29 protein-coding genes and 1 pseudogene are annotated in these 25,712 nt (G+C 71.7%); 14 read left to right on the top strand and 16 right to left on the bottom strand.

Annotated features, from left to right (window positions below; genetic code table 11):
• Window positions 1-171 precede the first annotated feature (171 nt).
• The gene (locus tag ABFX50_RS38535) at window positions 172-774 is read left to right on the top strand and encodes a CGNR zinc finger domain-containing protein (protein ID WP_346153664.1); all 603 of its coding nucleotides are present in this window, start codon (window positions 172-174) and stop codon (window positions 772-774) included.
• Between the two features lie 73 nt (window positions 775-847).
• Here the strand turns inward: ABFX50_RS38535 and ABFX50_RS38540 are convergent, their stop codons facing one another.
• Window positions 848-1,414, bottom strand: coding sequence for a hypothetical protein (locus tag ABFX50_RS38540; RefSeq protein WP_346153666.1), 567 nt, complete (start codon window positions 1,412-1,414; stop codon window positions 848-850).
• Window positions 1,415-1,590: 176 nt separating this feature from the next.
• On the opposite strand from ABFX50_RS38540, the gene ABFX50_RS38545 reads away from it, so the two are divergent.
• Window positions 1,591-2,457 carry an exodeoxyribonuclease III gene (locus ABFX50_RS38545; protein ID WP_183644839.1) on the top strand — a complete coding sequence of 289 codons (867 nt, stop codon included), beginning with the start codon at window positions 1,591-1,593 and terminating at the stop codon, window positions 2,455-2,457.
• A 30-nt stretch (window positions 2,458-2,487) separates the two neighbouring features.
• Here ABFX50_RS38545 and ABFX50_RS38550 read toward each other — a convergent pair whose 3' ends face one another.
• The 3 genes from ABFX50_RS38550 to ABFX50_RS38560 all read right to left on the bottom strand — a co-directional run bounded on the left by ABFX50_RS38550 (window position 2,488) and on the right by ABFX50_RS38560 (window position 4,578).
• On the bottom strand, window positions 2,488-3,342 hold the full coding sequence (locus ABFX50_RS38550) for a cytochrome c biogenesis CcdA family protein (protein ID WP_346153669.1): 855 nt from the start codon (window positions 3,340-3,342) through the stop codon (window positions 2,488-2,490).
• Between the two features lie 9 nt (window positions 3,343-3,351).
• A complete protein-coding gene (locus tag ABFX50_RS38555; RefSeq protein WP_346153671.1) occupies window positions 3,352-3,942 on the bottom strand; it encodes a redoxin domain-containing protein in 591 nt (196 codons plus the stop codon).
• Between the two features lie 69 nt (window positions 3,943-4,011).
• Window positions 4,012-4,578 carry an NADPH-dependent FMN reductase gene (locus ABFX50_RS38560; RefSeq protein ID WP_346153673.1) on the bottom strand — a complete coding sequence of 189 codons (567 nt, stop codon included), beginning with the start codon at window positions 4,576-4,578 and terminating at the stop codon, window positions 4,012-4,014.
• An 87-nt stretch (window positions 4,579-4,665) separates the two neighbouring features.
• Here ABFX50_RS38560 and ABFX50_RS38565 point away from each other — a divergent pair, with 87 nt between their 5' ends.
• Together ABFX50_RS38565 and ABFX50_RS38570 are read left to right on the top strand one after the other, a co-directional pair.
• The gene (locus ABFX50_RS38565; RefSeq protein WP_346153675.1) at window positions 4,666-5,130 is read left to right on the top strand and encodes a MarR family winged helix-turn-helix transcriptional regulator; all 465 of its coding nucleotides are present in this window, start codon (window positions 4,666-4,668) and stop codon (window positions 5,128-5,130) included.
• A gap of 33 nt (window positions 5,131-5,163) precedes the next feature.
• Window positions 5,164-6,210, top strand: a complete 1,047-nt coding sequence (locus ABFX50_RS38570; RefSeq protein WP_346153677.1) for a hypothetical protein — start codon at window positions 5,164-5,166, stop codon at window positions 6,208-6,210.
• A 41-nt stretch (window positions 6,211-6,251) separates the two neighbouring features.
• On the opposite strand, the gene ABFX50_RS38575 is transcribed toward ABFX50_RS38570, so the two are convergent.
• Both ABFX50_RS38575 and ABFX50_RS38580 read right to left on the bottom strand, forming a co-directional pair.
• Window positions 6,252-6,836 carry a hypothetical protein gene (locus ABFX50_RS38575; RefSeq protein WP_346153679.1) on the bottom strand — a complete coding sequence of 195 codons (585 nt, stop codon included), beginning with the start codon at window positions 6,834-6,836 and terminating at the stop codon, window positions 6,252-6,254.
• Window positions 6,837-6,959: 123 nt separating this feature from the next.
• Window positions 6,960-7,808, bottom strand: a complete 849-nt coding sequence (locus ABFX50_RS38580; protein WP_346153681.1) for an alpha/beta fold hydrolase — start codon at window positions 7,806-7,808, stop codon at window positions 6,960-6,962.
• Window positions 7,809-7,882: 74 nt separating this feature from the next.
• On the opposite strand from ABFX50_RS38580, the gene ABFX50_RS38585 reads away from it, so the two are divergent.
• The gene (locus ABFX50_RS38585; RefSeq protein WP_183644815.1) at window positions 7,883-8,521 is read left to right on the top strand and encodes a TetR/AcrR family transcriptional regulator; all 639 of its coding nucleotides are present in this window, start codon (window positions 7,883-7,885) and stop codon (window positions 8,519-8,521) included.
• Here the strand turns inward: ABFX50_RS38585 and ABFX50_RS38590 are convergent.
• Window positions 8,508-9,254, bottom strand: coding sequence for an ABC transporter permease (locus ABFX50_RS38590; RefSeq protein ID WP_346153683.1), 747 nt, complete (start codon window positions 9,252-9,254; stop codon window positions 8,508-8,510). The genes ABFX50_RS38585 and ABFX50_RS38590 overlap by 14 nt on opposite strands.
• A gap of 56 nt (window positions 9,255-9,310) precedes the next feature.
• Window positions 9,311-9,955: pseudogene (locus tag ABFX50_RS38595) on the bottom strand (ABC transporter ATP-binding protein); the annotation flags it as partial.
• An 86-nt stretch (window positions 9,956-10,041) separates the two neighbouring features.
• Between ABFX50_RS38595 and ABFX50_RS38600 the strand changes: the two are divergent.
• Together ABFX50_RS38600 and ABFX50_RS38605 are read left to right on the top strand one after the other, a co-directional pair.
• Window positions 10,042-11,145: a sensor histidine kinase gene (locus tag ABFX50_RS38600; protein ID WP_346153687.1), complete on the top strand. Its 1,104-nt coding sequence runs from the start codon at window positions 10,042-10,044 to the stop codon at window positions 11,143-11,145.
• Complete coding sequence (locus ABFX50_RS38605; protein WP_183659911.1) at window positions 11,142-11,774, top strand: response regulator; 633 nt, start codon at window positions 11,142-11,144, stop codon at window positions 11,772-11,774. Before ABFX50_RS38600 ends, ABFX50_RS38605 begins: the two co-directional genes overlap by 4 nt.
• Before the next feature lie 24 nt (window positions 11,775-11,798).
• Here ABFX50_RS38605 and ABFX50_RS38610 read toward each other — a convergent pair whose 3' ends face one another.
• Window positions 11,799-12,347 (bottom strand): DUF4142 domain-containing protein, encoded by a 549-nt coding sequence (locus tag ABFX50_RS38610; protein ID WP_346153689.1) that lies wholly within the window; start codon window positions 12,345-12,347, stop codon window positions 11,799-11,801.
• An 83-nt stretch (window positions 12,348-12,430) separates the two neighbouring features.
• Between ABFX50_RS38610 and ABFX50_RS38615 the strand changes: the two genes are divergently transcribed.
• Window positions 12,431-12,610: a hypothetical protein gene (locus tag ABFX50_RS38615; RefSeq protein ID WP_346153691.1), complete on the top strand. Its 180-nt coding sequence runs from the start codon at window positions 12,431-12,433 to the stop codon at window positions 12,608-12,610.
• Between the two features lie 133 nt (window positions 12,611-12,743).
• Here ABFX50_RS38615 and ABFX50_RS38620 read toward each other — a convergent pair whose 3' ends face one another.
• Both ABFX50_RS38620 and ABFX50_RS38625 read right to left on the bottom strand, forming a co-directional pair.
• Window positions 12,744-13,982, bottom strand: a complete 1,239-nt coding sequence (locus ABFX50_RS38620) for an NAD(P)/FAD-dependent oxidoreductase (RefSeq protein ID WP_346153692.1) — start codon at window positions 13,980-13,982, stop codon at window positions 12,744-12,746.
• A 189-nt stretch (window positions 13,983-14,171) separates the two neighbouring features.
• Complete coding sequence (locus ABFX50_RS38625; protein WP_346153694.1) at window positions 14,172-15,206, bottom strand: TerC family protein; 1,035 nt, start codon at window positions 15,204-15,206, stop codon at window positions 14,172-14,174.
• A 369-nt stretch (window positions 15,207-15,575) separates the two neighbouring features.
• Between ABFX50_RS38625 and ABFX50_RS38630 the strand changes: the two genes are divergently transcribed.
• The 3 genes from ABFX50_RS38630 to ABFX50_RS38640 all read left to right on the top strand — a co-directional run bounded on the left by ABFX50_RS38630 (window position 15,576) and on the right by ABFX50_RS38640 (window position 17,972).
• On the top strand, window positions 15,576-15,965 hold the full coding sequence (locus ABFX50_RS38630) for a DUF2795 domain-containing protein (RefSeq protein WP_346153696.1): 390 nt from the start codon (window positions 15,576-15,578) through the stop codon (window positions 15,963-15,965).
• Between the two features lie 118 nt (window positions 15,966-16,083).
• Complete coding sequence (locus ABFX50_RS38635; RefSeq protein ID WP_346153698.1) at window positions 16,084-16,623, top strand: ArsR/SmtB family transcription factor; 540 nt, start codon at window positions 16,084-16,086, stop codon at window positions 16,621-16,623.
• A 20-nt stretch (window positions 16,624-16,643) separates the two neighbouring features.
• Window positions 16,644-17,972, top strand: coding sequence for an MFS transporter (locus ABFX50_RS38640; RefSeq protein WP_346153700.1), 1,329 nt, complete (start codon window positions 16,644-16,646; stop codon window positions 17,970-17,972).
• A gap of 26 nt (window positions 17,973-17,998) precedes the next feature.
• On the opposite strand, the gene ABFX50_RS38645 is transcribed toward ABFX50_RS38640, so the two are convergent.
• Window positions 17,999-19,372 carry an FAD-binding oxidoreductase gene (locus ABFX50_RS38645; RefSeq protein ID WP_346153702.1) on the bottom strand — a complete coding sequence of 458 codons (1,374 nt, stop codon included), beginning with the start codon at window positions 19,370-19,372 and terminating at the stop codon, window positions 17,999-18,001.
• 78 nt (window positions 19,373-19,450) lie between these two features.
• On the opposite strand from ABFX50_RS38645, the gene ABFX50_RS38650 reads away from it, so the two are divergent.
• On the top strand, window positions 19,451-20,416 hold the full coding sequence (locus tag ABFX50_RS38650) for a helix-turn-helix transcriptional regulator (protein ID WP_346153704.1): 966 nt from the start codon (window positions 19,451-19,453) through the stop codon (window positions 20,414-20,416).
• Between the two features lie 115 nt (window positions 20,417-20,531).
• On the opposite strand, the gene ABFX50_RS38655 is transcribed toward ABFX50_RS38650, so the two are convergent.
• From ABFX50_RS38655 to ABFX50_RS38670, 4 genes are all read right to left on the bottom strand, one after another.
• Window positions 20,532-21,812 carry an MFS transporter gene (locus ABFX50_RS38655; RefSeq protein ID WP_346153706.1) on the bottom strand — a complete coding sequence of 427 codons (1,281 nt, stop codon included), beginning with the start codon at window positions 21,810-21,812 and terminating at the stop codon, window positions 20,532-20,534.
• Between the two features lie 193 nt (window positions 21,813-22,005).
• A complete protein-coding gene (locus ABFX50_RS38660) occupies window positions 22,006-22,596 on the bottom strand; it encodes a TetR/AcrR family transcriptional regulator (protein ID WP_346153708.1) in 591 nt (196 codons plus the stop codon).
• Window positions 22,597-22,762: 166 nt separating this feature from the next.
• Window positions 22,763-23,479, bottom strand: a complete 717-nt coding sequence (locus tag ABFX50_RS38665) for a hypothetical protein (RefSeq protein ID WP_346153710.1) — start codon at window positions 23,477-23,479, stop codon at window positions 22,763-22,765.
• 191 nt (window positions 23,480-23,670) lie between these two features.
• Complete coding sequence (locus ABFX50_RS38670; protein ID WP_346153712.1) at window positions 23,671-24,729, bottom strand: LacI family DNA-binding transcriptional regulator; 1,059 nt, start codon at window positions 24,727-24,729, stop codon at window positions 23,671-23,673.
• A 61-nt stretch (window positions 24,730-24,790) separates the two neighbouring features.
• On the opposite strand from ABFX50_RS38670, the gene ABFX50_RS38675 reads away from it, so the two are divergent.
• Window positions 24,791-24,991, top strand: a complete 201-nt coding sequence (locus ABFX50_RS38675; protein WP_183644775.1) for a hypothetical protein — start codon at window positions 24,791-24,793, stop codon at window positions 24,989-24,991.
• A gap of 134 nt (window positions 24,992-25,125) precedes the next feature.
• Window positions 25,126-25,671, top strand: coding sequence for a LysE family translocator (locus ABFX50_RS38680; RefSeq protein WP_346153876.1), 546 nt, complete (start codon window positions 25,126-25,128; stop codon window positions 25,669-25,671).
• Window positions 25,672-25,712: the final 41 nt, after the last annotated feature.

Consider the following 25,712-nt stretch of genomic DNA (forward strand, 5'->3'; position numbering starts at 1 on the left):
TCTGCCCGCCGATGTAGATCGTCTTCGTCGGCTGTTCGACCACGACGGCCTGGCTGAAAGCCGGGCTGCGATGGAGCCCCTCGGGGTTGATGTGCCGGACACCCATGTGCGCCTCCTTCGACGGTGAAACCAGTTAAAGCGGTTTCGTATGACACCAGTTATAGTGGTTTCATGCGAGCGAGCGCAATCGGACGGGTGCTGCGCGATCCCAGGGGCGGGTCGTTCAGGTTCGACGCCGGCGCCGTCTGCCTGGACTTCGCCCACACGGGAGGCGAGGGCAGGTACGCGGTGTTCGAGACTCTCCACGAGCCTGCCGACCTCGGCGAATGGCTGGCCCAGCCACCGCTGGCGGCGGTCATGACGACCCCCGTGACGGCCCGCGAGCTGACCGCGGCCAAGGCCCTCCGCCAGGCGATCTGGGACGCGGCGCACGCCCAGGCCGCGCGTCGCACCCTCCCCGCCGAAGCTGTCGCGACCATCAACAGGGCCGCGGCCGTGGCGCCGCTGGTCCCCGAACTGGCCGCCGACGGCACGGCCGCGGGGTGGGCGTCGCCGGTGCGGGCGACGCAGGCGTTGTCGACGCTGGCGCGGGAGATGATCGAGCTGCTGTCCGGGCCGTTCGCCGCGCGCATCCGCGAGTGCGCGAGCGACGACTGCCCGTTGGTGTTCGTCGACACGTCCCGTCCCGGCGCCCGGCGCTGGTGCGCGATGGAGCGCTGCGGCAACCGCCACAAGCTCCGGGCTCTCCGAGCCCGGCAGGCGGCCGATCCGTGACGCCTCCTCGGCGCGGCCGACCCCGCCCGTTCCCGCGCCTGGCGCGGGAGTGAAGGGGAAGGGCGTAGCTGATCTACATTGTAAAGGGCTTGGCCCGGGTGCCCGGCGGCAGGCCGAACGCACGGCTGGCCTCCTCGTCAGGGGAGGCCAGGTCGTCGCTTCGCAGGCGAGAACGGCGCCAGTACTCGGCGGCGCCCCTCTCGGAGAGCATCCGGCCCACCGAGGGCGCGAAAGCCGCGCCGTCGGCGGGCTGCTCGACGCCGGTCACCTTTCCGCCGTCGAGCGTCACGACGAGGGGGCCCGATCGGCCGCCGCCCATCAGCAGGTCGCCGCCGCGTCTGGCGTACTCCCCGCAGGCGGCCACGAGGCCGATCCGCGTGGAGGAACCGGCCCGCGTGGTCTCGATCACGCTCTCGGTGCAGAACCAGCGTGGCCCCAGTTCGCCGGGGATGGTCTTCCAGGTGAGCTCGGGCGAGGTCTCCAGGTGCCTGTCGATGATCGGGACGGCCGTCGCGGCGAGCGCGCCGTCGATGTGGGGCGGCCGTGGCCAGAACCGCCACGACTGCTGCCAGCCCACGAACGCGGCGATCGCCACGACTCCCGCGACGATCGCCGCGGGCCTTGCTCTGACGCGCCTCATGTGACCGCATCCCGTCTGGAGAGCCGTGGTGGGTGCGTCAGTGATCGTAGGCCCGCGAGGGGACGGCGGTCCCGCCGTTCCCCCACCCCGCCACTCGGTCGAGCGACCGGGCCTTCCCGGGGGGAGGTCTCGGCCGGCTCCACCGCTCCGATCGGCCTGCGGCTATTGTGGGGCTGGTGCGGGTAGCGACCTGGAACGTGAACTCGGTCAAGCAGCGGATGCCGCGGCTGCTGCCGTGGCTCGACGAGCGGCAGCCCGACGTCCTGTGCCTGCAGGAGACCAAGCTGGCCGACCAGGCGTTCACCGAGCTGCTCGGACAGGAGCTCGGGCGCAGGGGCTACGAGGTCGCCCTCCACGGCGAGGTGCAGTGGAACGGGGTGGCTCTCCTTTCCAGGGTCGGGCTCGACGACGTGGTGAAGGGGCTCGCGGACGCGCCGGGGTTCCCCCATCCCGAGGCGCGGGCGGTGGCCGCGACGTGCGGCGGGGTCAGGGTCCACTCGGTGTACGTGCCGAACGGGCGCACGCCCGACTCCGACCACTACCACTACAAGCTCGCCTGGCTGGCCGCGCTGCGTGACGTGGTGAGCGCGGGTCCCGAGAGCGCGCTCGTGTGCGGGGACGTGAACATCGCCCCCGCCGACGCGGACGTCTTCGATCCTGACGCCTACATCGGCCAGACCCACGTGACCCCGAGGGAGCGGGCGGCCCTGGCCGAGCTGGAGGCGCTGGGCCTGCGCGACGTCGTGAGGGAGCGCTGGCCGGCCGAGCGGGTGTTCACCTACTGGGACTACCGGGCCGGCATGTTCCACAAGGACCTCGGCATGCGGATCGACCTGGTGCTGGCCTCGGGCCCGGTGGCCGACAGGGTGCGGGCGGCATGGGTCGATCGGCACGCGCGCAAGGGCACGGGGCCCAGCGACCACGCCCCCGTCATCGTCGATCTCGACGTGGCGCCCGACGGGGACATCGGGCCCGTCGTGCCGCCGCCGTCCGCGCCCGCAGGCAGGAGAGGCTCCGGCAGGAAGCTGCCGCAGTCGCCGTGACCCGCGCCTGAGCGCCCTCGAAGCCGGGGCTCAGCGGGTGGTACGGGCGCGCCGCCGTACCCCGCGCAGCGCGAGCGCGCCGACGGCGAGCAGGACGAGGCCGACCGCCACCCAGCCGGCGCCGAGAGCCGCCACCCACCCCGCGAGCACCCCCTGGACGGCTGTCGCGGCGCCGACGACCGGGTCGTCTGCCGTTCCCCCGGCGAAGACGCGCCGCTCGTACCAGCCGTAGTACATGACGTACAGCCCGGCCGCCACGAGCAGGGCGCCGCTCGCCCTCGACACGTACGGCAGCAGCCGCCGAAGCCTGGCCACCGCGGCGGCCCTGGCCAGCGCCACCGCCATGGACAGCACGCCGACCACCACGCCCATGCCCAGCGCGTAGGCGACGAAGGCCGCCACGCCGCCCGGCACCCCGGCCCCTGACAGGGAGGCCGAGGTGACCGCGAGGAACGGCCCGACCGTGCACGACAGGGAGGCGACCGCGTACGACACGCCATAGACATACAGGGACAGGGGTGAGGTGGTGGGGCGGCCCGTGCCCAGGCCGGGTATGCGCAGCAGCAGCTCGCGCCCTGTCAGCAACCAGAGGCCCAGCCCGATCAGGAGCGCTCCGACGGCGAGCGTCACCCAGGGCAGGTAGCGGCCGACCGACACCGCCAGCGCGGTGATCAGCAGCCCGAACAGGCCGAAGACCGTGACGAACCCTGCGGTCATGGCGGCCGACAGGCTCAGCGCCCTGGTGAAGGGCCCGCCGCGCGCCGTTCCGCCGTCGGCGACCAGCAGGGCGAGATAGGCCGGCAGCATCGCGAAACCGCACGGGTTGAAGGCGGCCACCGTGCCGGCGGCGAACGCCAGGGCCAGCGGAAGCTCGGATACCGGCATGTCGCGCGCCTAACGTCCGAGGAGTCGCTGCACGTGGCCGTCCAGGTCGCCCTGGCTGAGGGGGCCCGTGGCCTTCGTCGTGGAGCCGTCAGGCTTCATGAACACGAAGGTGGACTGCTCGCTGACGCCGAGCTTCGTCCACACCGCGCCCTTGGCGTCCGCCAGGTGGGTGACCTCGCCTGTGCCGGTGCCCTGGACGAACTCCCGCATGGCCGCCTCGGTGTCCAGCCCGGCCACGCCGACGAACGCGACCTGGTCGTACGTGGCGGCGGCGGCCTTGACGGCGGGCGCCTCCGAACGGCACTTGGGGCACCACGGCGCCCAGAACCAGAAGACCACGGGCTTGCCCGCCAGGCTCGCGCCGTCGAAGCGCTGTCCCTTCAGCGTCGTTGCCGAGAAGTCGAGGGCTGAGGGGACGGCCGCCGTCGCCGCAGGAGCGTCGGAAGCGGCCGGCGTGGAGGGAGGGGTGGAGGCCGGGGCGGCCGCCGACGGCGCGTCATCGTGCATGGGGGCTGCCGCCTCGCCTGGAGCCATGGTGCCGCAGGCGGTCACCAGCAGGGTGCCCGCGATCAGAACGGCTGCCGCTCGCACTGTGATCATGTGTTCAGCGTAGAAGGGTTCCGCCCGGCCAATTCTTACGAGCTCGTGACGGCGTGCCAGGCCGGCCGGTCATGCGGGGACGCGCATCGTCGAGAGCGCCTCGGTGAGCCGTCCGAGCTCGTCCAGCATGCCGTCGGCCGCGGCGGCCAGCTCGTCGTGGGCGGTCACACGGCCCTCGGCGTCCAGCATCGTGCGACGGAAGATGGTCACGGCGTTGCCCGCGGGGACCATGCGCAGCTTGACCACCACCGGCTTGATCATCTCGACCGCGCGCATGCCGCCCGACATGCCTCCGTAGCTGACGAAGCCCACGGGCTTGTGCGCCCACTCGCTGTAGAGGAAGTCCAGGGCGTTCTTCAGCGGCGCGTTGAAGCAGTAGTTGTACTCGGGCATCACGAACACGAACGCGTCGGCGGCGTCGATCGCCGCGCTCCACAGCTTGGTGTGCCGGTGCACGTACCGCCCGGTGGTGGCGTCCTCGGGCTCGTCGAGGAACGGCAGCCCGACCTCCGCCAGATCGAGGAGCTCGACGTCGAAGCCGCCGTGACGGACGGCGTGGGCGTCGACCCAGTCACCGATGGAGCGTCCGATGCGGGTCGGCCTGGTGCTGGCGACGATGATCTTCAAGGTCGGCATGATCTGCGCTCCTCCATGCTTGGTTTACGTGTAAACCACACTGGCACGAACTTGGTTTACATGTCAACGAGCGCTAGGGTGGACGCCATGGCCGAACCACGCTGGCTCGACGATCGACAGTCCCGGGCCTGGCTCGGCTACCGGAGGATGCGCCTGCTGCTCGACGCCCGGATCTCCCGCGACCTCCACCGCGACTCCGGGCTGTCGGACGCCGACTACGACGTCCTGTCCGCCCTGACCGCCAGGCAGGACAGGCGCTGGAGGCTGCAGGAGCTGGCCGATCGCATGCTGTGGTCCAAGAGCCGCCTGTCCAGGCACATCAGCCGGATGGAGGAGCGCGGCCTGGTCTCCAGGGAGGAGTGCGCGACCGACGGCAGGGGCGCGGTCATCGTCCTGAGCGAGGGCGGCTGGCGCGCCATCCAGGAGGCCGCCCCTCCACATGTCGAATCCGTGCGCCGGCACCTGATCGACCTGCTGACCGACGAGCAGCTCGACGCCCTGGGCGACATCTCCGACATCGTGCTGAGCAACCTCGCGAGCGACGACGCCTGAGCGGGGGAGCGGGCGCGCTGGCACACTCGGGCCATGGAGATCAAGGCGGTGCCCGCCGGCCGGGCACACCTCAGGAACGCGGCCCGTGTCGTGGGCCCGCCGTGGGCGGTCGAGGTCGGGCGGGCAGGGCCGCCGAGGATGCTGCTCGGAGAGGGCACGAGCCTCGAGTTGCACGACCTGGACGCGTTCTTCGGCGCGGAACCCTCGTTGATCAGCGCCTTCGCGGTGCCGTGGCCGGACGAGGAGTCATGGGAGGCGGCGGTCAGCCCCGACGGCGACGTCGGCGTGTTCTGCAACGACGAGGCCGTCCGAGCCGTCACCCCCACCGGCGCGGTGCTGTGGGAGCACCGCGGTCACCGGCGCCACTCCCGCAAGGAGAACCGCTCCTCGTGCCGGGTCAGCGACGACGGCCGGCACGTCTGGGCGATGCTGCCGGGCCCGCCGAGCTCGGGGGTGTGGCGAGACGACGGCACGTTCGACGGCACCCCCTACCAGGGCGACGAGTGGCTCGTGCTGGCGGCCGACACCGGACGGGTCGTGGCGCGGGAGACTCTGGACTGCGCCGCCGTCGGCGGCGAGCACCTGCCCCACGCCGACGGGCGGCACATGGGCCTGGGCGTCGGGGAGGGCCAGGACGGCCTGCACGTGTACTGGGGCCGGCTGGAGGAGGACGGCCTGCGCGTGTGGAAGCACGAGGACGACTACCGCATCCTGCTCGACGTCCATCCCAGCGGGCTGTCCTATCTCAGCTACGCCCCGCCGGACGAGATCGCCTGGCACTCCTTCCCCGGCGGGCTCATCATGCGCAGGCTCGAGGCCGCTGACGCATGGCGTCCGGCCACGGGCGAGGCCTACTGGGACGGCGCCGACTACGTTGACGCGGACACCGTGATCGCCACCGCGACGCTCTACGCCGAAACGCCGCAGGACGCCAGGCACATCCTGATCGACGCTGTCAGCGGACAGGTGCGCGGCGAGGTGCGTTACCCGACGCCCGCGCACGAATCCGCGTACCCGCTCGGGGACGGCACCTGGCTCACCGCCGAGGGCGACACCCTCTTCCGCTGGACGTACAGGTGAACGGATCGGCTCGCCGCGTGTCGGCCCGACCGGCGGCAGGATCAGGCGGAGGGCGGCGTGAGGTCGAGCGCCCGTGCCACCCGTTCGAGCACGTCGTCCCAGGGGCGGGCGGGAACGACAGGTACCCCGGCCGCTTCGGCCTGTGCGGCCAGCCAGTCGCCGTACAGGCGGCTCACCATGGCCCGCCCGTGCTGCGCCCCCGCCGCGGGTTCGCGAAGCAGGTAGTTCTCGGCGATCTGCTCCTCGTCGCACTCGTGCAGGAAGACCGCGCGCACGCCGTCCAGTTCCGCGGCCGTGGACGGCAGAAGGTAGTCGCCCTCGACGACCACGGGCGTCATGGTCTCGAGATGGTTGGCGACCACCGCCCGCACCGCCGGGACGAGCGCGCGCGCCACGGAGATCTGCATCTCCACGATCCGCTCGGGCGGCAGGTGGACGGCCTCAGGATTGGCCCGCCAGTAGTGCAGCGCGGGCAGCTGCTCGGGCGTGGTCATGGCCTGCAGCGCCTCGACGATGTCGTCGATCTCGACGATCGGTGATGCCAGGCGGCGCGCCAGGGGATAGGACACCTGGCTCTTGCCGGTCCCCGAAGCGCCGCCGAGCAGGATGACAGGGGCGTCGTTCACCCGTGGACCCTATCCGAGGAGCCCACCGGGCCGGTCCCCGACCGGGTGGCGAAGACGACCTGCCGCCCACAACCCCTGTCGCGGGTGCTCAGCCGCGGCCGACTGCCCTCGCCTGACCTCGGCTCAAGGTCGGCCACCGCCGCCGGTCGCGGACGCCGCCAGGCCGGAGGCGAAGTGCTCGCGCAGGTGCGGCACGAGCTCGCCCGCGCGCTCGTCCACGAAGAACAGCCTGCCGCCCTCGATCTCGACGACCTTGCGCACGCCCGGAATGGTGTCGCGCAGCCACCCGGCCCAGTGAAGCTCGAAGAACGGGTCGCCGGTGCCCCATACCACCAGCGTGGGCACGGCCAGCTCGGCCAGTTCCCGCTCGATCGCGACGAGGTGCTCGGCCCGCAGTCCGACCAGGAAGCGCTCGAAGGCGCGTCCGCGTTCGGGGTCGCCGAAGATCGGCCTGACGAACCGCTCGACCAGCCCTTCGGGGTCGTCGATGCGCTCGTAGCTCGCCGCGAACGCGCCCTGCACCAGCAGCGAGGGCCTATCGAGCAGCGTCGCGGTGAGCGGCGCGAGCCCGCCCTGCGCCGCGAGCTCGACCGTGGGCCTGAACGGCTCCGGCGGCAGGTTGTCGTGCACGTCGCAGTTGGTCAGGGTGAGCGTGCGCAGCCGCTCGGGGTGCCTGACCGCGAAGACCTGCGCGATGGCGCCGCCGCTGTCGTTGGCGACCAGGTCCACGCGGTCGAGGCCGAGGTCGGCGCAGAACTCCTCGATCACCTCGGCGAGCGCGGGGAGCGAGAGGTCCTCCCTGACCTCGCTCTGCCCGTGGACCGGCAGGTCGAGGGCGACGCACCTGCGCTCCTCCCGAAGCGCGGCGATGACATTGGCCCACAGGCCCGAGCCGGTGCCCGCGCCGTGCACGAACAGGGCGACGGGCCCGTTTCCCTCGTCGAGGTAGGAGATGCCGTGGCGCGTTCTCATGGTTGCCTCCATTACAAACCGACTGTCGGTCTAGAAGGTTACCGACTGATAGTCGGTATGTCTAGAGTGGTCGCATGAACCTCAAGGCAGAGCGGGGCGCCGCCACCCGCGACAGGGTCCTCGGCATCGCCACCCGCCTGTTCTCCGAGCACGGCTACGACGGCACCTCGATCGAGATGGTCCTGCACGAGTCGGCCCTGAGCAGAGGCGCGCTCTACCACCACTTCGCGGGCAAGGACGCGCTGTTCGAGGCGGTCTTCGAGGCCGTGGAGACGAGGATCGGCCGCGAGATCGCCGCGACCGTGACGAGCGGGGCCAGCGCCGAACAGGCGCTGCGTGAGGGCAGCCTGGCCTGGATCAGGCTGGCGGGCGACAAGGTCATCCAGCGGATCGTGCTGATCGACGCCCCCTCGGTGCTCGGCTGGGAGAAGTGGCGCGAGCTGGAGGCGCGGCACGCCTTCGGCATGCTCAAGCGCACGCTCAGGGCCACGCGAGCCGTGCGGGAGGAGTACCTGGAGATCCACGCCCACATGCTGCTGGCGGCGATCAACGAGATCGCGCTGCTGGTGGCGAGGACAGGGCAGACGGAGCAGGCGGAGAGGGCGGTCGAGGACTTCCTCGCCCGCCTGCTCGACGGCGAAAGGCCGGGCCAGGGACCAGGCGCACTCGCGGCCTCTGACCTGGCAGAGCGTGACGCTCCTACGACGACCTGACCCCTGCGCAGGCCACTCCGGCCGCCAGCGGGAGCACCGCCCAGCCCGCGAGCACCGCGAACGCCGTCCAGGCCGGCATGATGTCGGGCGCCTGCTCGATCAACTGGAGCGCGGGATAGGTCGGCAGGAACAGGTTGATCGCCTCGCCCCATGGCAGCACCCGGGCGACGAACGGCAGCAGGAGCACGATCGCGACCAGCGCGGCGGTCGCCACGGCCCCGTTGCGCAGGATCGCGCCGAGCGCCAGCCCGAGAAGCGTGGTGGTCACGATCATGAGCGTCCCTCCGGCGATCACCTGCCAGGCCTCCGCGGGCAGCGCCGACGGGTGGAGCTGCGCGGCCACCAGACGCCCGTAGAGATAGCCGGGTACCGCGATGAGCAGCGAGCAGACGAGCGCGGCCCCGCTCAGCACCACCGCCTTGGCCAGCAGGACCCGCGTCCTTGACGGGGTGGCCACGAACGTCGTGTCGAGCATGCCCGACGCGTGCTCGCCGGTGATCGTCATCGTGCCCAGCATCCCGAGGGGGAGCTGGGCCAGGATCACCCCCACATAGACGGCGACGACGATCCCCATGGCGGCCTGGTCGGGCGTGCGGCCCGGATCCCAGCGTGAGATGACCGTGGCGGCGCCGAACACGGTGAGCGTCAGCGAGACGACCACTCCGGCGCCCAGCGCCCACCAGGTCGACCGCAGCGTGCGGAGTTTGATCCACTCGGCCGCGATCGCGTTCACCGCTCACCGCCCGCGATGACCCGCATGAAGACGTCCTCCAGCGAGACGCCTGGCCTCACCAGGTCGGCGACGCCCGCGTCGGCCAGCAGCCTGCCTCGCGCGAGGATGATCAGGTGGTCGGCCGTGAGCGCCATCTCGCTCATCAGATGGCTCGACACCAGGACCGTCCGCCCCTCGGCGGCCAGCGACTTCAGCAGCCCGCGCGTCCAGCGGATGCCCTCGGGATCGAGCCCGTTGGTCGGCTCGTCGAGCAGGAGCACCTCGGGATCGCCGAGCAGCGCCGCGGCCATTCCCAGCCGTTGCTTCATGCCGAGCGAGAAGCCGCCGATCCGCTTGCGGCCGACGTCGCCGAGCCCGACGAGTTCGAGTAGCGAGCCGATGGAGCGCGGCGAGATCCCGTTGGAGCGCGCCAGCCACCGCAGATGCTGCTCGGCGCGGCGGCCGCCCTGCACCGCGGTCGCGTCCAGCAGCGCGCCGACGTGGGTGAGCGGCCGTCTCATGCTCCGGTACGGCACGCCGCCGACGAGGGCGTGTCCCGCGGTGGGCCGGTCGAGGCCGAGGATCAGCCGCATGGTCGTGGTCTTGCCCGCGCCGTTCGGTCCGAGGAAGCCGGTGATCCTGCCAGGCGGCACCTGGAAGGAGAGGTCGTCCACGGCGGTGGCCGGCCCGAAACGTTTGGTGAGCCCGGTTACTTCGATCATGCGTTCCACGATCGGCGGGACACCGCCCCTCCCGCATCAGTCCTGGGACAGATGCGGGCGACAGGGCGCGCGGTTAGGTTCGAGGCGTGCGCGAACACATCCGTCCCCCGCTGCTGAGCCGGGTGCCGACCTGGGCCTGGGTGACGGTCGACGTCGGGATCGCCGCCTTCTTGGCGGCGGCTTTCGTCGGGCTCGCCACCACGAGGAACGACGTGCCGCCCGATCTGCTCGACTACGCGGCGGCTCTGGCCACGAGTCTTCCCATCGCGGTCAGACGGTTCTGGCCGCGCGCCGTGTTCGTGATCGTCCTGATCGGCGGGCTCGGCATGCGGGAGTTCCTCCTCCCGCACGCCGACTTGCTCTGCCTGCCCCTCGCGCTGTACACGCTGGCCACCCGCAGGAGCGCCGTCGTCGCGCTGCTCGCGGCGGCCGCGGTGGGGGCGCAGGGCGTGGTGGAGTCGCCCTTCACGGGGATCGTGCGCGAGCGGCTCGGGCTGGTGCTGGCGATCCTGGTCGCCGCATGGGCGGTCGGTACGGCGGTGCGGCAGCGCGGGCTCTACACCGAGCGGCTCGCCGTCCACGCGGAGGAACGGGCCCGGGCGGAGGCCGCGGAGGAGCGGCTGCGCATCGCCAGGGAGCTTCACGACGTCATCGGCCACAGCCTCAGCACGATCGCCGTGCAGGCGGGCGTGGCGGGCCACGTTGGCAGGGCGGAGCAGATGAGCCGCACGCTCGCCTCGATCGAGGAGACCAGCAGGTCGGCGCTGCGCGAGACCAGGCGGCTGCTCGGCGTGCTGCGAGATGACGGCGAGGCCGAGTTCGCCCCGGCTCCGGGGCTGGCCGATCTCGCCGCGCTGGTCGAGCGGACCAGGGCGGCGGGCCTGGAGGTGGAACTGGCGATCGACGCCGAGGTGGGGGAGGAGCTGGAGCTGACCGTCTACAGGATCGTGCAGGAGGCGCTGACCAACGTGCTCAAGCACGCGGGAGCCCGCCACGTCCGCGTGCGGGTCGAGCGGCGGCGGGACGGGCTGGTCGTGGAGGTGACCGATGACGGCACCCGCGGACAGGAGCGGCCGTACGGGCACGGCCTGACGGGGCTGCGCGAGCGGGTGCGCGCCTTCGGCGGCCAGTTCGAGGCGGGCGCGCGCCCTCTACGCGGCTTCCGCGTCAAGGCAAGGCTGCCGCTGTGACCAGGGTGCTGGTGGCCGACGACCAGCCGCTCATCAGGGAGAGCTTCCGCCTGCTGGTCGACAGCGCGCCGGGGTTCGTCACGGTCGGAGAGGCCGCCACGGGCGAGGAGGCGGTGCGACTGGCCGCTCGCGACCGTCCCGACCTGGTCCTCATGGACGTGCGCATGCCGGTGATGAACGGCATCGAGGCCACGCGCCACATCTGCGCGGGCCGCCCGGGCACGCGCGTGCTCATCGTGACCACGTTCGACCTCGACGAGTACGTCTACGGAGCGCTGCAGGCGGGCGCCGCGGGCTTCCTGCTCAAGGACACCCCGCCGGCCGACCTGCTCAGAGCCGTCGAGGTGGTCGCCTCAGGCGAGTCGCTCCTGGCGCCCACCGTCACGCGGCGGCTGATCGAGCGGTACGTGAGCCCGGCGCCCCCGGCCACCGCCCCGCCCATCACGGAGCGCGAGCGCGAGGTGCTCGTCCTGGTGGCCAGGGGCCTGTCCAACGCGGAGATCGCCGAGCGGCTGTACGTCAGCCTCGGCACGGTGAAGACGCACGTCAGCCATCTGCTGACCAAGCTCGACGCCCGCACCCGCGTCCACCTGGTCATCGCCGCCTACGAGGCGGGGATCGTCCGCTAGCGAGGCGGCGAACAGCGAGCCGGCTCAGCCGGTGGGTGCGTTGCCGGGGGACATGGTGCGGTGGAGCTCCTGCATCATCCGCAGATGCTTCTCGATCACCGGGGCGGCGTCAACGGCCAGTTGCTTGACCGCCGCCTCGGTGCCGGCGCTCTGCTCGTCCTGCCCGAGTCGAAGCGTCTTCTCGTGGCCCTTGATCTGCATGTCGACCCAGGCCGCGTCGAAAGCCTGGCCAGACAGCTCCGACACCTTGCGCAGCTCGGCGGCCATCTGAGGATCGGGCTCGTCGGGCAGGCTGACGTCCAGCTGTTCGGCCACCTTCTTCAGGTCCTTGTCCAGCTTGGTGTGGTCGGTGACGAGCTGTTCAGCCATCATCCGGACGTCCTCGCTGGACGCCTTCTCCTGCGCGGCACGGCCGGACGCGATCTCAGCCAGGTTGCCCTGGTGCGCCATCCGGAGATACTCCTCGTCCTGCGGCCCTCGAACAGCGGCCGCGCTCGCCGCCGGCAGCAGTACCAGGACGGCGGCCAGCGCCGCCAGCCACCCGACCACCAGCCGTGATAGCGGATTCGTCATGATTCCCCCGATTGGTCATGGCCGAAATCGGCTCCAGGGGTCGACCACTACCCGGCACCCAGGCTCGTTAACGAGGACGTGGCGTGTTCGTCCTGGCCGCCACCACGATCGTGACCATCTGGCTCTACCCGCAGGCCGACCGCGCCTACGAGGGCACCCAGCGCGGCTGGGGCGAGTTCCCCGCCAACCGGGTCTCCTCCTCGACGGGCGACTACGAGCCCATCCCCGGGCTGCCGTGGTGCCACGACGTCAGGCCCCTGTGACGAGAGGCCGGGCCTCGCACCGCTGAGACCCACCGCTCACACGGCCGTGGCCTGCCCGTGCTCGTCCAGGGGCCGGGACGGCGGGGCACGGGGACCGACCGCAGACTCGAGGTCGTCGTCCTGGCGTGTGGGCTCACTCGATGACGGACGCGGCGCTGCGGCGGGGACCGATGTATCGCCACAGGAAGCTGGTCAGCACCGCGAGCCGGTTGCGCCCGCCCAGGAGATAGGCCACGTGCAGGCCGATCCAGGCCAGCCAGGCCCCCAGGCCGTGGAAGGTCCAGCCGTTCTGCAACTGCAGCACGGCCTCGCCGCGGCCGACCGTCGCCATGATGCCGGGGTCGCGGTACTTGAAGGGCTCGACCCGGCGGCCCAGCGCCGCCGCGACGATCTGACGGCCCACGTGCGCGCCCATCTGGAGGGCGGGCTGAGCGAGCTGCGGTGGCGCGTCCGGCGGGCCCGCGAGGTCACCGGCGACGAAGATCTCGGGATGGTCCTCGAGGTTGAGCGCCTGCGTGACCGAGATCCTGCCCCCTCGGCCCTGCGGCAGGCCCCATTGGGCGACCGAGCTTGGAGCGGTGACTCCCAGCGCCCAGACGGTGACGTCGCTGGGCAGGCGGGTGCCGTCGGCCAGCACGACCGCGTCGGGCCGCACTTCGGCCACCGTGGCGCCGAGCCGCAGGTGCACCCCGCGCTTGCGCAGAGCGCGCGCGGCCTGGTCGCGCAGCCTCGGCTTGTACGGCGAGAGCACGTGGTCGAACCGCTCGACCAGGGTGACGCTCGTCTGCTTGGGCGACAGCTCAGGAAAGGTGAGCGGGATCGTACGGCGGCGCAGCTCGGCCAGCGTGCCCGCCATCTCCACGCCGGTGGCTCCGCCGCCGACCACCACGACGTGGACGCTGTCGCGCTCGCCGGTCGCCGCCTCCTCAAGACGGCGCTGCAGCAGCTTGCGCAGCGTCACCGCGTCGTGGACCGAGTAGATGGGCAGCGCGTTCTGCTCCGCCCCCTCGATGTTCAGCCAGTTCGTCGTGACGCCGCTGGTCAGCACCAGGTAGTCGTAGTCGACGCCGGTGCCGTCGTCCAGCTCCACCCGCCGCTCGCCGGCCCGTATCCCGGTCACCACGGCTCGCCGGGTGCGTACCGTCCGGTATCTGGCGGCGAAGGCGCGCATGGGGAACGACACGTCACCGGGACCAAGCCCCGCCGTCGCCACCTGGTAGAGCAGGGGCTGGAAGGTGGTGTAGGGGTTACGGTCGATCAGGGTGACCCTGGCCCCCGCGCGAGCGAGTTGCCGGGTGGCGGCGAGACCGGCGAAGCCGGCCCCGACCACGACGACGTGCGGGCCGGTGGAGCGCGAGTGCGTGACGGTCACAGGGTGTCCCTCCGCTGCGAGTGCTGCTTCAGGTGCATATGGCACACAGGGAGCCGTCTAAACCCGCATCTCCCGTACGGGGCTCGAAGCGGTTGTCGAGAAGTCCGGGGTAGCCAAGCCAGACGACCACGACGTGCCTGTCGTATGTCCGAGGCAGGCTCGCCGCCGGTCGGCGAGCCTGCCTCCTGGTCAGTTGCGCGCCTGGTCGGCAGGCTCGGACACGGACGGCTCGACGGCCTGGCGGGTGTCGCGCCTGGACCTGAGCAGGCTGGCCACCGTCGTGACGGCCAGCACGGTGACGATGACGGCCAGCGAGATCCAGTTGTTGATCTCAGGGGCCCAGGTGACGTGCTCGCCGCCGTTGATGAACGGCAGCTCGTTCTCGTGCAGGGCGTGCAGGACGAGCTTCACGCCGATGAAGCCGAGGATGACCGCCAGGCCGTAGGTGAGGTAGACGAGTTTCTCCACCAGCCCGCCGAGCAGGAAGTACAGCTGCCTCAGGCCCATCAGCGCGAACGCGTTGGCCGCGAAGACCAGGTAGGCGTCCTGGGTGATGCCGAAGATCGCGGGGATCGAGTCGACCGCGAAGACCAGATCCGCGCCGCCGATGGCGATGATGACGATGAACATCGGGGTCAGCAGGCGGCGGCCGTCCTGTTTGATGGTCAGCCGTGAGCCGTGGTAGTCGTCGGTGACCGGGAACAGCCTGCGCACCAGCCGTACGACGCCGCCGTTGGGGTCGTACTCCTCGTCTTCCTTGCTGTTGAAGGCGAACTTCCACGCGGTGTAGATGAGGATGCCGCCGAAGAGCCAGAACACCCAGCTGAAGCGCTGGACGGCCTGCGCGCCCACGCCGATGAAGATCCCGCGCATGACCAGCGCCATCACGATCCCGATGAGCAGCACGCGGTGCTGGTGGATCGCGGGCACGGCGAAGTTCGCCATGATGAGCATGAAGATGAACAGGTTGTCGACGCTCAGCGTGTACTCGGTGATGTATCCGGTGAGGTAGGAGGCCGCCTGTTCATCGCCTGCGAAGATCCACACGCCTGCGCCGAAAGCGAGGGCACAGCCGATGTACAGGGCGATCCACCGCGCCGACTCGGCGATCGTGACCTTGTGGGGTCTTCTGTTGACGATGATCAGATCGAGGAGGATGAGTCCGAGCAGGGCGGCGAGGGTGGCCGCCCACAGCCAGGCGGGCACGGACATAGGTGGGGGCATGAGTGCTCCTCCGACTTGGCGTTGACACGTCCGTCGGAGGTCTTCTCCGCCCGCGGCGTCGCGGACCGACCGCACCGGGCCCCGAGGCGGGTCCGTGATGACGACGCGGCCGCGAAGGAGTACTCCCCTCCACTTCGCCTGCGATCATACATAGCGAATGCGGTGGCCCCTATCCCCCCGCCCGTCCTGACTCCCAAGCAAGGGCCGGGCGCCGCTCGCCGTCACCCCGGACGGATCGGGCGAGCAACGTGCCGTCGTCAAGCGGGCTGACAACGGCCCCAAGGACGGACAGCGGACCCACCTTGGCGTGTTTGCGCACTCCGAGGGGGGTATGGCCGAGGGCTCGGACGAAGGAATGGAAAGGACGACATGGAGCCGAACCACGCCGACCCTCAGCACGAGCCCGGTTCGCCCGAGGGGATGAGCTCGCGGCAGGTGGACGGTCGCAGCGAGCTGTCCCGGTGGATCAGCGGAACGCACGCCTTCCCCGCCGACCGCGACACCCTGCTGGAACGCGCGCGCTCCCAGTCGGCGCCCGACGGAGTGCTCGCGGCGATCCGGTCACTGCCCGATCGCGTCTACGACAACATGGAGGCCGTCGCCGAACAGCTCGGACTCTCCGGCGGGAGCAGCACGACTAGGAGCGGCCAGGCCCTGCTCCAGCCCCTGGCCATATGGAGGACGTGCGGGGGAAGTGGGGCTCCAAAGACCGGTCAGCACTCGGGGCTTGAGCGGCAACCGAACGGCCAGTGGCGTTAAGGAGCCGTCGGGGCTCGCACTAACGCCACTGGCCGTTCCGATGCGGGTGAGGACGGCGCCATAGTGCTAGGCCTAAATCCCGTTGCACAATGGTCAAGGATCGTTGACCATTGTCCGCATGCCTACCGATGATCTCCCCGAGACGTTTCACGTCACCACTGACGAGCAGTTACGCGCCGTCTCCAATCTCACGCGTCACCGCATCATGGCCATGCTCCGCTTCGAGCCGGCGACGATCACGCAGATCGCCCAGCGGGTGGGCCTTGCGAAGGGGAGTTCCAGCTATCACGTGCGGCTACTGGAGCGGGCCGGCCTGGTGAAGGTGGTGCGGACGCGGAAGGTGAGAGGGGTCACCGAGCGGTACTACGCGATGGCCGCGCGGTCGATCGAGCTGCCGGATCCAGGGCCGGGGCAGCCGGACGTGCTGCTGCGGAATGCGGTGGCGGACCTGGAGGCGTCGCCGGTGGATGGTGAGCGGCACGTACGGATGGCACATCTGCGACTCACCGAGGAGCAGTTCACGGAGCTGGGGGCGCGGCTGCAGGCACTGGCGGATGAGTACCGGACGCTGTCTGATCCATCGCTTCCGGACGTGTCGCTGGTCTTCGCGCTGTTCCGGCCGGCTCCGCGCCAGCAGGTCGAGGGGGACGCCCAGTGACCCCGAATCTGACAAATGAGGTGGCGAAGCTGCCCACCGGGTTCGGGCGGCTGTGGACCGCGCAGACGGTGTCCTCGCTCGGTGACGGGGTGACGCACGCCGCGCTGCCGCTGCTGGCATTGACGTTGACGCGGGATCCGATGGCGCTGGCCGTCGTCACGGCCGCAGGGACACTGCCCTGGCTGCTGTTCGGAGTGCTCGGCGGTGCGCTGGTGGACCGCTGGGACCGCCGCCGCACGATGTGGGTCACGGACACGGCGCGTGCGGCGCTGCTCGCCATACCCGCTGCGGCGGCGGCGCTCGACGTGCTGAGCGTCCCGCTGCTGGCGGCCGTCGCGTTCCTGCTCGCCCTCGGCGGGCTGTTCTTCGACACCGCCGCCACGGCGTACCTGCCGGATCTGCTCGGCCGCGACCCCGCCCAGCTGCAACGCGCCAACGCTCGCCTGCGCGGCGCCCAGACCGCAGCGTCCGGCTTCGCCGGGCCACCCGCGGGCAGTGCGCTGCTCGCGCTCGGACGTTCGGTTCCGCTGCTCGCCGACGCGGTGTCGTTCGCGCTGTCCGCACTGCTCGTCCGATCGCTGCCCGCCGTGCCGCGCCCGGCCGCGAGCGCCAGCGAGTCGCTGCTCCGGCAGGCGCGGTCCGGGGCCTCCTACGTCTTCCGGGACCGGCTGCTGCTCGGGCTCGCGCTCCGTCCGGCGGTCGGGAACGTCGCCTTCCTCGCCGTGGAGACCGTACTCGCCCTCTTCGCACACGAACGCCTCGGCATCGGCGCCTTCGGCTTCGGCCTGCTCCTCACCGCCGAGGCCGCCGGCGGCCTGCTCGGCGCGGGCATCGCCTCCTTCCTCGGCCGGCGCCTGGGCACCGGCACCGCGCTGACCTGCACCGCCACAATCGAGGGCCTCGCCATCCTGGGGCTCGCCTCCGCCCCGAACCCGTACGTGGCCGGGCTCGCGCTGGCCGTCTGCGGGGCGGGCATGGGCGCCACGATGGTGCTCGGCCCCTCCCTCCGGCAGGCCGTCGTCCCTGCCCACCTGATGGGCCGCGTCGCCTCCACCTCCCGCATGCTCGCCATGTGCGCCGCCCCGCTCGGCGCCTTCCTCGGCGGCTGGCTGGCCACCACCTACGACCTGCGCACCCCGCTCTACGCCGCCGCCGGCCTCCTCCTCGCCATGACCGCCGTCACCGCGACCATGACCAGCAATCGCCGCGTCGAGACCGCCCTGCGCAGCGCGCGCCCGCAAGCCGACCCGGCCGACCAGGACCCCGCCAAACAGATCGCTGTGCGAACCACATCCGCTGACGGTCATCGCTTGCAGGTCACCACACCTCCAGCCGCATCGGAACGGTGAAGGCCGGTTGCCGCTCAAGCCCCCACTCAGCGCGCGGGCGGGAGGTTGTAGTTGGCGCGGAAGGTGTTGTGCGGGTCGTGGACGGCCTTGAGCGCGGTCAGCCGTTCGTGGTCCGGGGCGCGGTAGGCGGTGCGGACCCGCTCAGGGGCGGCGTGGTCGCCGTGGCCCATGAAGTTCAGGAACCGTCCTGCCGTCCAGGGGGCGAGATCCTGGAACAGGCGGTCGAGGAACGCGTGGGCCTCCTGGGCGCCGGCGCCCGTCAACGGGTTGAGCACCGCGAGCATGAACTGCGCGTTCCTGTGCCCGACGGCGTTGGCGTGGACGGGAGGTTCGGCCAGCGCGCCGCCCAGGTGGCGTAGTTCCATGATGGCAGGCAGGGGCGCCGCCGGCCCGACGTGGCGCAGGACGACCTCGACCGCCTTGCCGTCCAACGTGGTCAGCAGGGCGTTGTCGGCGGCCCACGGGATGGGGAAGGGCGGGTCGTCGTGGATGGAGGCGCTCTCGTGGTAGGGCATCTCGCGCAGCGCCTCCATCAGCGGCTGACCGATCGCGCGCAGCGGCCCGACCAGCCGCTCGCCCTCCTCCGGGTCGCCGGTGAAGGCGATCCGCACGTGGTAGACGTGGCGGCCGCGCATCGGCGCGGGCACCTGCGGGTCGTCGGGGAACGGGATCAGCGCCACCGAGGAGTTCATCTCGACCGGGACGGTGGCGGTCCACCGCCGGTAGGCCTCCAGGAGTCCTGGGGTTTGCTCGGCGTCGAAGAAGAGGCCGCCGCCGTACAGCCCGGACACAGCGACCAGGCCGAACTCCATGCCGGTCACGATGCCGAAGTTGTCCCGCCCGCCGAGCAACGCCCAGTACAGATCGGGCTCGCCGTCCGGGGTGACGTGGCGCAGGACTCCGTCGGCGCTGACCACGTCCATGGCGCGCACCCGGTCGGCGGCCCACCCGTGGCTGCGCCCCAGCAGGGGCAGCCCGCCGCCCAGGGTGAAGGAGACGACGCCCACATGAGGCGCCGAGCCGTTCAGCGGGGCCAGGCCATGCGGCGCGGCCCGCTCGATCACCTGCTCGAAGCGGGCCCCGGCCTGGACCCGAGCCGTGCGGGCCAGCGGATCCACGCTGACCTCCTTCATGCGCCGCGTGGAGATCAGCAACCCGCCCTCGGTGGTCGCCGAGAAGCCGTGCCCGGTGTTCTGCACGGCCACAGGCAGCGCGCGGGCCGCCGCGAACCGCACCGCCGCCGCCACGTCCTCCGCCCGCGCGGCTCCGACGATCACGTCGGGCCGGTGCCGTACGGCCAGGTTGAAGCCGGTCCGTTCCTCGTCGAACCCCTCCTGGCCGGGTAGCAGGACCGGCCCTTCGACTCGGGCTGCCAGATCCTTCACGGCGTTGCGCTCCACGTCTCTCTCCCGTTCATCCGACTCGAACGGAGCGAGCTTGTCGGCATAACCTGACATCCGCCGTCATATTCTGAGGCGGTGAAATTCGACCGGCTGCTCTCGATCATGCTGCTGCTCCAGCACCGTGACCTGATCCAGGCCAGGGAGCTGGCCGAGCGCCTGGAGGTGTCGCCGCGCACCATCTACCGCGACGTCGAGGCGCTGTCGGCGGCGGGCGTCCCCGTCTACGCCGAACGCGGCAAGCACGGCGGCATCGGGCTTCTGGCCGGTTTCCGCACCGACGTCACCGGACTCACCACCGACGAGGCGCGCGCGCTGTTCGTCCTGGCGTCGCAGGGCGCGCACTCGGCGCTCGGGCTGGACCACGCGCACGGAACGGCGCTGCGCAAGGTGATGGCCGCTCTGCCCGCCCCGCACCGGCCCGCGGCGGAGCTGACCAGCCGCCGCATCCTGGTCGATCCCGACCGCTGGCTGGCGGGACCTCGCCCCGAGGCCGACCTGGAGACCCTTCGCGCCGCCGTCTTCACCGACAGGCGGCTGCGCATCCGCTACCGCCACAGCGACCAGACCACGCTGCGCACCTACACCGTCGACCCGTACGGGCTGGTCGCCAAGGCCGGCACCTGGTACCTGGTGGCCGACCACAGGGGCAGGCCGCGCCTGTTCCGCACCGACCGGCTGTCAGGCGTCAGCGTCACGCCGGCCGAGGCGCGCCGCCGCCAGGGCGTGGAGCTGGAGCAGGTGTGGAAGGAGCTGCGCCGCGAGGTGGAGGACCGGAGCGAGGGCGTCAGGATCGCCGTGCGCGTGCGCAGGGAGCGGCTCGACATGGTGACGCGGATCGCCGGCGCCTACTTCGCAGGGCCGCCCGAGCCACTGGAGGACGAGCCCGAGTGGATGAGCGTCCACCTCACCTATCCCGTCCTCGAAGCCGTTCGTCACCTGCTGCAGTTCGGCGCCTCCGTGGAGGTGACCGGCCCTCCCGAGGCCCGCGCGGAGCTGCTGCGCGCCTCCTCCGAGATCGCCGAGATGTACGGCGCCGCCTGAGCCGCACGCGGCCTCCCAGCGCGGCGTCGTAGGCCTCGGCCACACGGTGAAGAATCCGGCCGAGATTGTGCCGGGGGCCTGAGCGACGACCGAGCCGGTCGAGCAGCCGGGGCCTTCAGGCGAGCACCGCTGCTCGGATGCCCCGTCTGAGCAGGGCGGGCAGGCACAGGACGGTGCCGAGGGCGCCGACCCACACCGAGGCGGACAGGCCCGCCAGAGCCGTCATGCCGGCCGCCGCGAGGCTGCCCAGCGCGATCGCGCCCCAGAGCAGGAACCTCTGCACCGAGCCGACCCTGCCCAGCAGCTCCGCGGGGGTCTCCGTCTGGCGCAGGGTGATCGAGGTCGGGCTGAAGGCGCCCTCGCCGACGCAGTGCACGACGCTGCCGGCCACCAGGCCGATCGTGCCCGCGATGCCACCGAGCGCGCCGAGCGCGGGCATGCTCACGATGCCGAGCACGGAGACCGTGGCGGCGGCCGTGAGCGTCCTGGGCGCGCCGAGGCGGCGGATCAGGCGGGCCGACAGCAGGTTGCCGACCGGGTAGCCGGCCGCCGCCGCGCCGATCACGACGCCGATCCAGCCGGGCGACAGGCCGAGGACGTCGCGGCAGTAGAGCACCAGGCTCGTCTCCACCATGGACAGGAACAGCACGTAGACGGTGCCGCACGCCAGGATGGGCTGCAGGATGGGGTGGCGGAGGGCGAAGCGCAGGCCGACGGCGATGTCGCGGCGCAGCCAGCCTGGCTGCCTGACGGCGGCGGCCCTCCTCGGCTCCCTGTGCCGGATCAGGGCCAGCGAGACGAAGGAGGCGGCGAAGCTGAGCGCGTTGGCCGCGAGCGCGCCGACCAGGCCGAGCGCGCCGATGAGCGGCCCGGCCGCCATGGGGCCCAGCGCCTTGGAGGTCGACTCCGACAGCGCGAGACGGGTGTTGCCGCGGTGCAGCTCGTGGGCGTCGCCGTACAGGCTGGGCAGGTAGGAGGTGTAGGCGACCTGGAAGAACACCACCGCGCACCCGCTGATCAGGATCAGCCCGAACAGCAGGGGGAAGGTCAGCGCGCCGGTGGCCGCCAGCACGCAGATCGCGGCGAACGCGACCGCCTGCACGCTGTCGCACACCAGCATGACGGTCCTGCGGGGCAGCCTGTCGACGATGGCGCCGGCCGGCAGGCCCAGCGGCAGGAACGGCACGAACAGCGCGAACGGCAGCAGCGCCGCCTGCGCGGGGGAGGAGCCGAGCAGGGTCACGGCCACGAGGGGCAGCGCGAGGGTCATGAACTGGTCACCGAAGAGCGAGAGCGACTGGCCGGCCCAGAGCAGGCCGAAGTCGCGGCGCACCGACGGCGGGTTCGGGTCTGGGGGAGGACCGCCGGACGGCGGCGTGCCGATGCTGGTCGTCATGAGGCGGACTCCCGCCTGATCGCGCCGGAGCCCGCGGGCGATGCCGCGTGCCTTCGGCGCTCTTGACGCTCTTGGCGATGACCGTGGGGATGGGTGAACACGTCGGCCCATCCTTCCGCCGCCGGCGCCACGATGACGGCGGCAATCGGACCTCGCACTGGGGCCGACGGCGCGCCGTGCCGGTTCGACCGGGTCAGCCGGCGGCCGGTGTCCGATCGCCCTCGGGCAGGGAGTCCAGCCAGCCGATCAGCCGGTCGCCCTGCCGCGTCATGACGGCGGGGTCGCGCAGCGCGTTGGCCAGCAGCGACATGCCCTGGTACGCGCCCACCAGCGTCAGGGCGAGCCCGTCGGGGTCGGGCAGCCCGAGCTCGCGGAACTGGCGCTCGGTCCAGTCCAGCAGCAGCCGGATGACCCTGCCGGCCTCGGCGTCGAGACCGCCCTCGGCGCGCTTGTCCAGCTCGACGGCCAGCGTTCCCGTCGGGCAGCCGTAGCGGGCCGCGACGTCACGCTGGCTGACCCACGCCTTCACCAGGCCCTTGAGCCGCTCCCTCGGGTCGGCGAGGAGGTCCAGGCCGCCCGTGAGCATCCCCAGCTGCCGGGCGTGCTCGCCCAGGGCGGCCGCCACGAGCTCGTCCTTGGTCTTGTAGTAGTAGTAGACATTGCCCACGGGGACGTCGGCCGCACGGGCGATGTCGGCGATGGTGGTGCGCTCGGCGCCCTGCTGGTGGACGACCCTGGCGGCGGCTTCCATCAGCCGCTGCCGCTTGGCGGTCGCGGTCCTCACCCGGGATCCTGTCGAGTCAGTCACCTGACTGAGCATAGTGCGGTGCGATGTGTTGCTACCGCGGCGGGGGCGGCCGAGCCCCCGCGCGCTGCGCGCGGCGAAGGCGGAGCAGCCGGACGCGCGGCCCCTCATCACCGACGCCGGAGTTCGCCGTGCCCTGCCTGCGTCACCGTACGGCCGCGATGACCTGGCCCGCCACCGCGTCGATCATCGCCTGGACGGCATCGTTGCCGAGCGGCCTGCCGTCGCGGACCCTGCGCCCCGGCACGTCGGCGCCGCTGGCGTTGATCGTGACGACCACGTTGCCCTTGCGCAGGACGGCCCTGCCCTCGCCCCGCTTGGCCCCGCCAACCTGGTAGACGTAGTACACGTAGTAGCCCTCGTCGAAGTGCTCGCCCGCCTTCGCCGACCCCACCTGCCCGATCGTTCCCTTCACCGAGGGCGCGCCGCCGAACACGCTCGGCTGGCGGTAGTCGTTGCGCCTCTTGCTCGCGAAGCTTCTCCTGGCGTCCTGCTCGGTGGAGGTCATGCCCTTGAAACCGGCGTCGTAGGTGACCTTCAGATCCCTGAACCTGAACGGCGGCGCGTCGCCGGGATCGTTGGCCCACTTGCACGCCACGTCGTACTTGTCCTTGACCGACTTCGCCATCCCGAGCCTCGACCGGGTCCGTGCGGTCAGCACCCGGCAGGGATCGGCGGGCACCCCGAAGGCGGCGGCCTCGACGGCCTTCTCGGACGGCACGGCCTTCTGGCTCGGCGCGGCCTTCGCGGGCGACGCCGAGGCCTGCGGCGGGGAGCCGGCGGGCGCGGGCTGAGCCAGGGGGAGGGCGCCGCATCCTGCGGCCATCCCCGCCACGACCATCGCACCCAGCGCTACGCGCACCCTCTTCGCCATTCCCGCCCCCATGAGCTGATCCGCCACCGCCGCACCGCGCGGCGTTCACCGCGCCACGGCGACTAGACAGCTTGGCAGGTCACCCGGTGCGATGGCGAGCGGGATCCCTGCCAACAACCGCCTCAAAACCGCCAGACGACGTCGGCGTCACCCGTCCGAGCACCTCGGCGGGCGATGGTTCAGGAGGGGAGGGGGGCGCGGGCGGTGCTCCCGCGTACGATCAGCTCGTGCGGCAGGATCAGCCGTTCGGGCTCGGGCGGCAGGCCGGACAGCAGCATGCGGCCCGCCGTCTGCCCGATGAGCTGCTTGGGCTGCCTGATCGTCGTGAGATCGGCCTCCTCGGCGCCGCTGTCGGAGAAGCCGACCACCGACAGGTCCTCGGGGACCTTCAACCCCGCCTCCGCCGCCGCGTCGAGCACGCCGAGCGCCATCACGTCGGTGTTGCACAGGATGGCGGTCGGCCGGGGGTCGCGTGCCAGCAGGGCCCGTCCCGCCTCACGACCGGACTCCCGGACGTTGCCTGCCACCTCGTAGACCGGCACGCTCGCCCAGTCCACCCCCGCCTGCTCGCCCGCCAACCGGTAGCCCTCGACCCTGGTCCGCATCGCCTCGTACTCCGCGCTCCGCTGGCGGCGCAGGTCGGCCCAGCCGTGCCGGCCGTCCTGGTGCAGGCCCACCAGCGCGAGCCCGAGCCTGCGATGCCCCAGATCCACCACATGCCGTACGGCCTCGCCCGCGGCGGCCAGCTCGTCGATGCCGATGAAGGGCAGCCCTGGGATGTACGGCTCGTCGACGAACACGGTGGGGAGCCTGCGCGCCAGCACCGCGTCCAGCGTGGCGTGCCCGTCGGGCAGGGAGAAGACGCAGAAGGCGTCCACCACGGCGTTGCGCACGATCTCGGGGCGCTGCACCCCCGGCGGCTGCTGGAGGATCAGCAGACCGACCGAGGCCTCCTCCGCGGCCACGGCCAGGCCCTGCAGGAACCCGATCGAGTAGGGATCGGCGAAGGCGTAAGGCAGCGTCTCGGTGAAGATCAGCCCGAGCGCCCCCGCCCTGCCCAGGCGCAACGAGCGCGCGGTCGGGTTGGGGCCCGCGTAGCCGAGCTCGCCGGCCACCCGCAGGATCCGTGCGCGTAGCTCCTCGCTGAGCTGGTCGGGGCGGGAGAAGGCATAGGAGACGGTCGCGCGGGACACCCCGACCCGGTCCGCGATCGTCTGCAGGGTCACTCGCTCGGCCATACCCCAACCCTAGCGTTCGCCTTCTTAATCCATTAAGCTCTTAATTGATTAAGGAGGAACCATGGACGCCATGCAGGTACTCGCCCACCAGACGGCGATGGGCTACGAGGACGGCCTCCACTCGGCGCTGCCCGGCGCGCCGAGACGGCCGGACCGTCCGAAGACGACGCAGTCCAGGGTGCGGCTGGCTCGCGCGCTCCGGCAGGCAGCCGATCGCCTCGACCCTGCGGGAAACCGCCGCCCGGCTGGACAGCACTGCTAGCGCCGGACACGTGAGCACCTGTCCGGCGTAGCATTCCGGCATGCTCATCGACCCGGGCGTCGTCGCCGCCTTCTGTCTCGCAGCATTGATCATCTCTTTGGTCCCGGGGCCTGCTCTTCATCACCGCCACCGGTCTGGCCTCAGGGCCGCGGGCAGGGGTCCTCGCGGCCGTCGGCATGTCCGCGGGGCTCGCCGTGCACACCGTCGCCGCCGCCCTCGGGCTCGGCACCCTCTTCCAGGCCTTCCCCACGGCCTTCCACGTGCTGCGGGTGGTCGGCGCCTGCTATCTCGTCTACCTGGCCGTCAGCTCCTTCAGGGCCGCGGCGCGGGCGGACGGCCTCGATCCGGCTCACGCGGCGGCCGAGCGCAGGAGCTCGGCTCGCCGCGTCTTCGGCAGGGCGCTGCTGACCAACCTCGCCAACCCCAAGGTGATCGCCTTCTATCTGGCCTTCTTCCCGCAGTTCATCGACCCGGCCAGGGGAAGCGTGACAGCGCAGTTCTTCCTGTTCGGAGCGCTGTTCATCGTCGTCGGCCTGTGCGTCGACGCGAGCGCGGGCCTCCTGGCAGGACGGCTGGCCGACTTCGTCCGCGGCCGGCCATCCGTCCAGCGATGGATGCACCGCGTGTCGGGCACCATCTTCGCCGCGCTCGCCGTCCGCCTGGCCACCGACAGCAGGTAGACCGGCGGCCCGGACCGACCTGCGTGTCCTGGCCCACGGTC

Source organism: Nonomuraea recticatena (genome assembly GCF_039533245.1).
In the GTDB taxonomy this organism is placed as follows: domain Bacteria; phylum Actinomycetota; class Actinomycetes; order Streptosporangiales; family Streptosporangiaceae; genus Nonomuraea; species Nonomuraea roseola.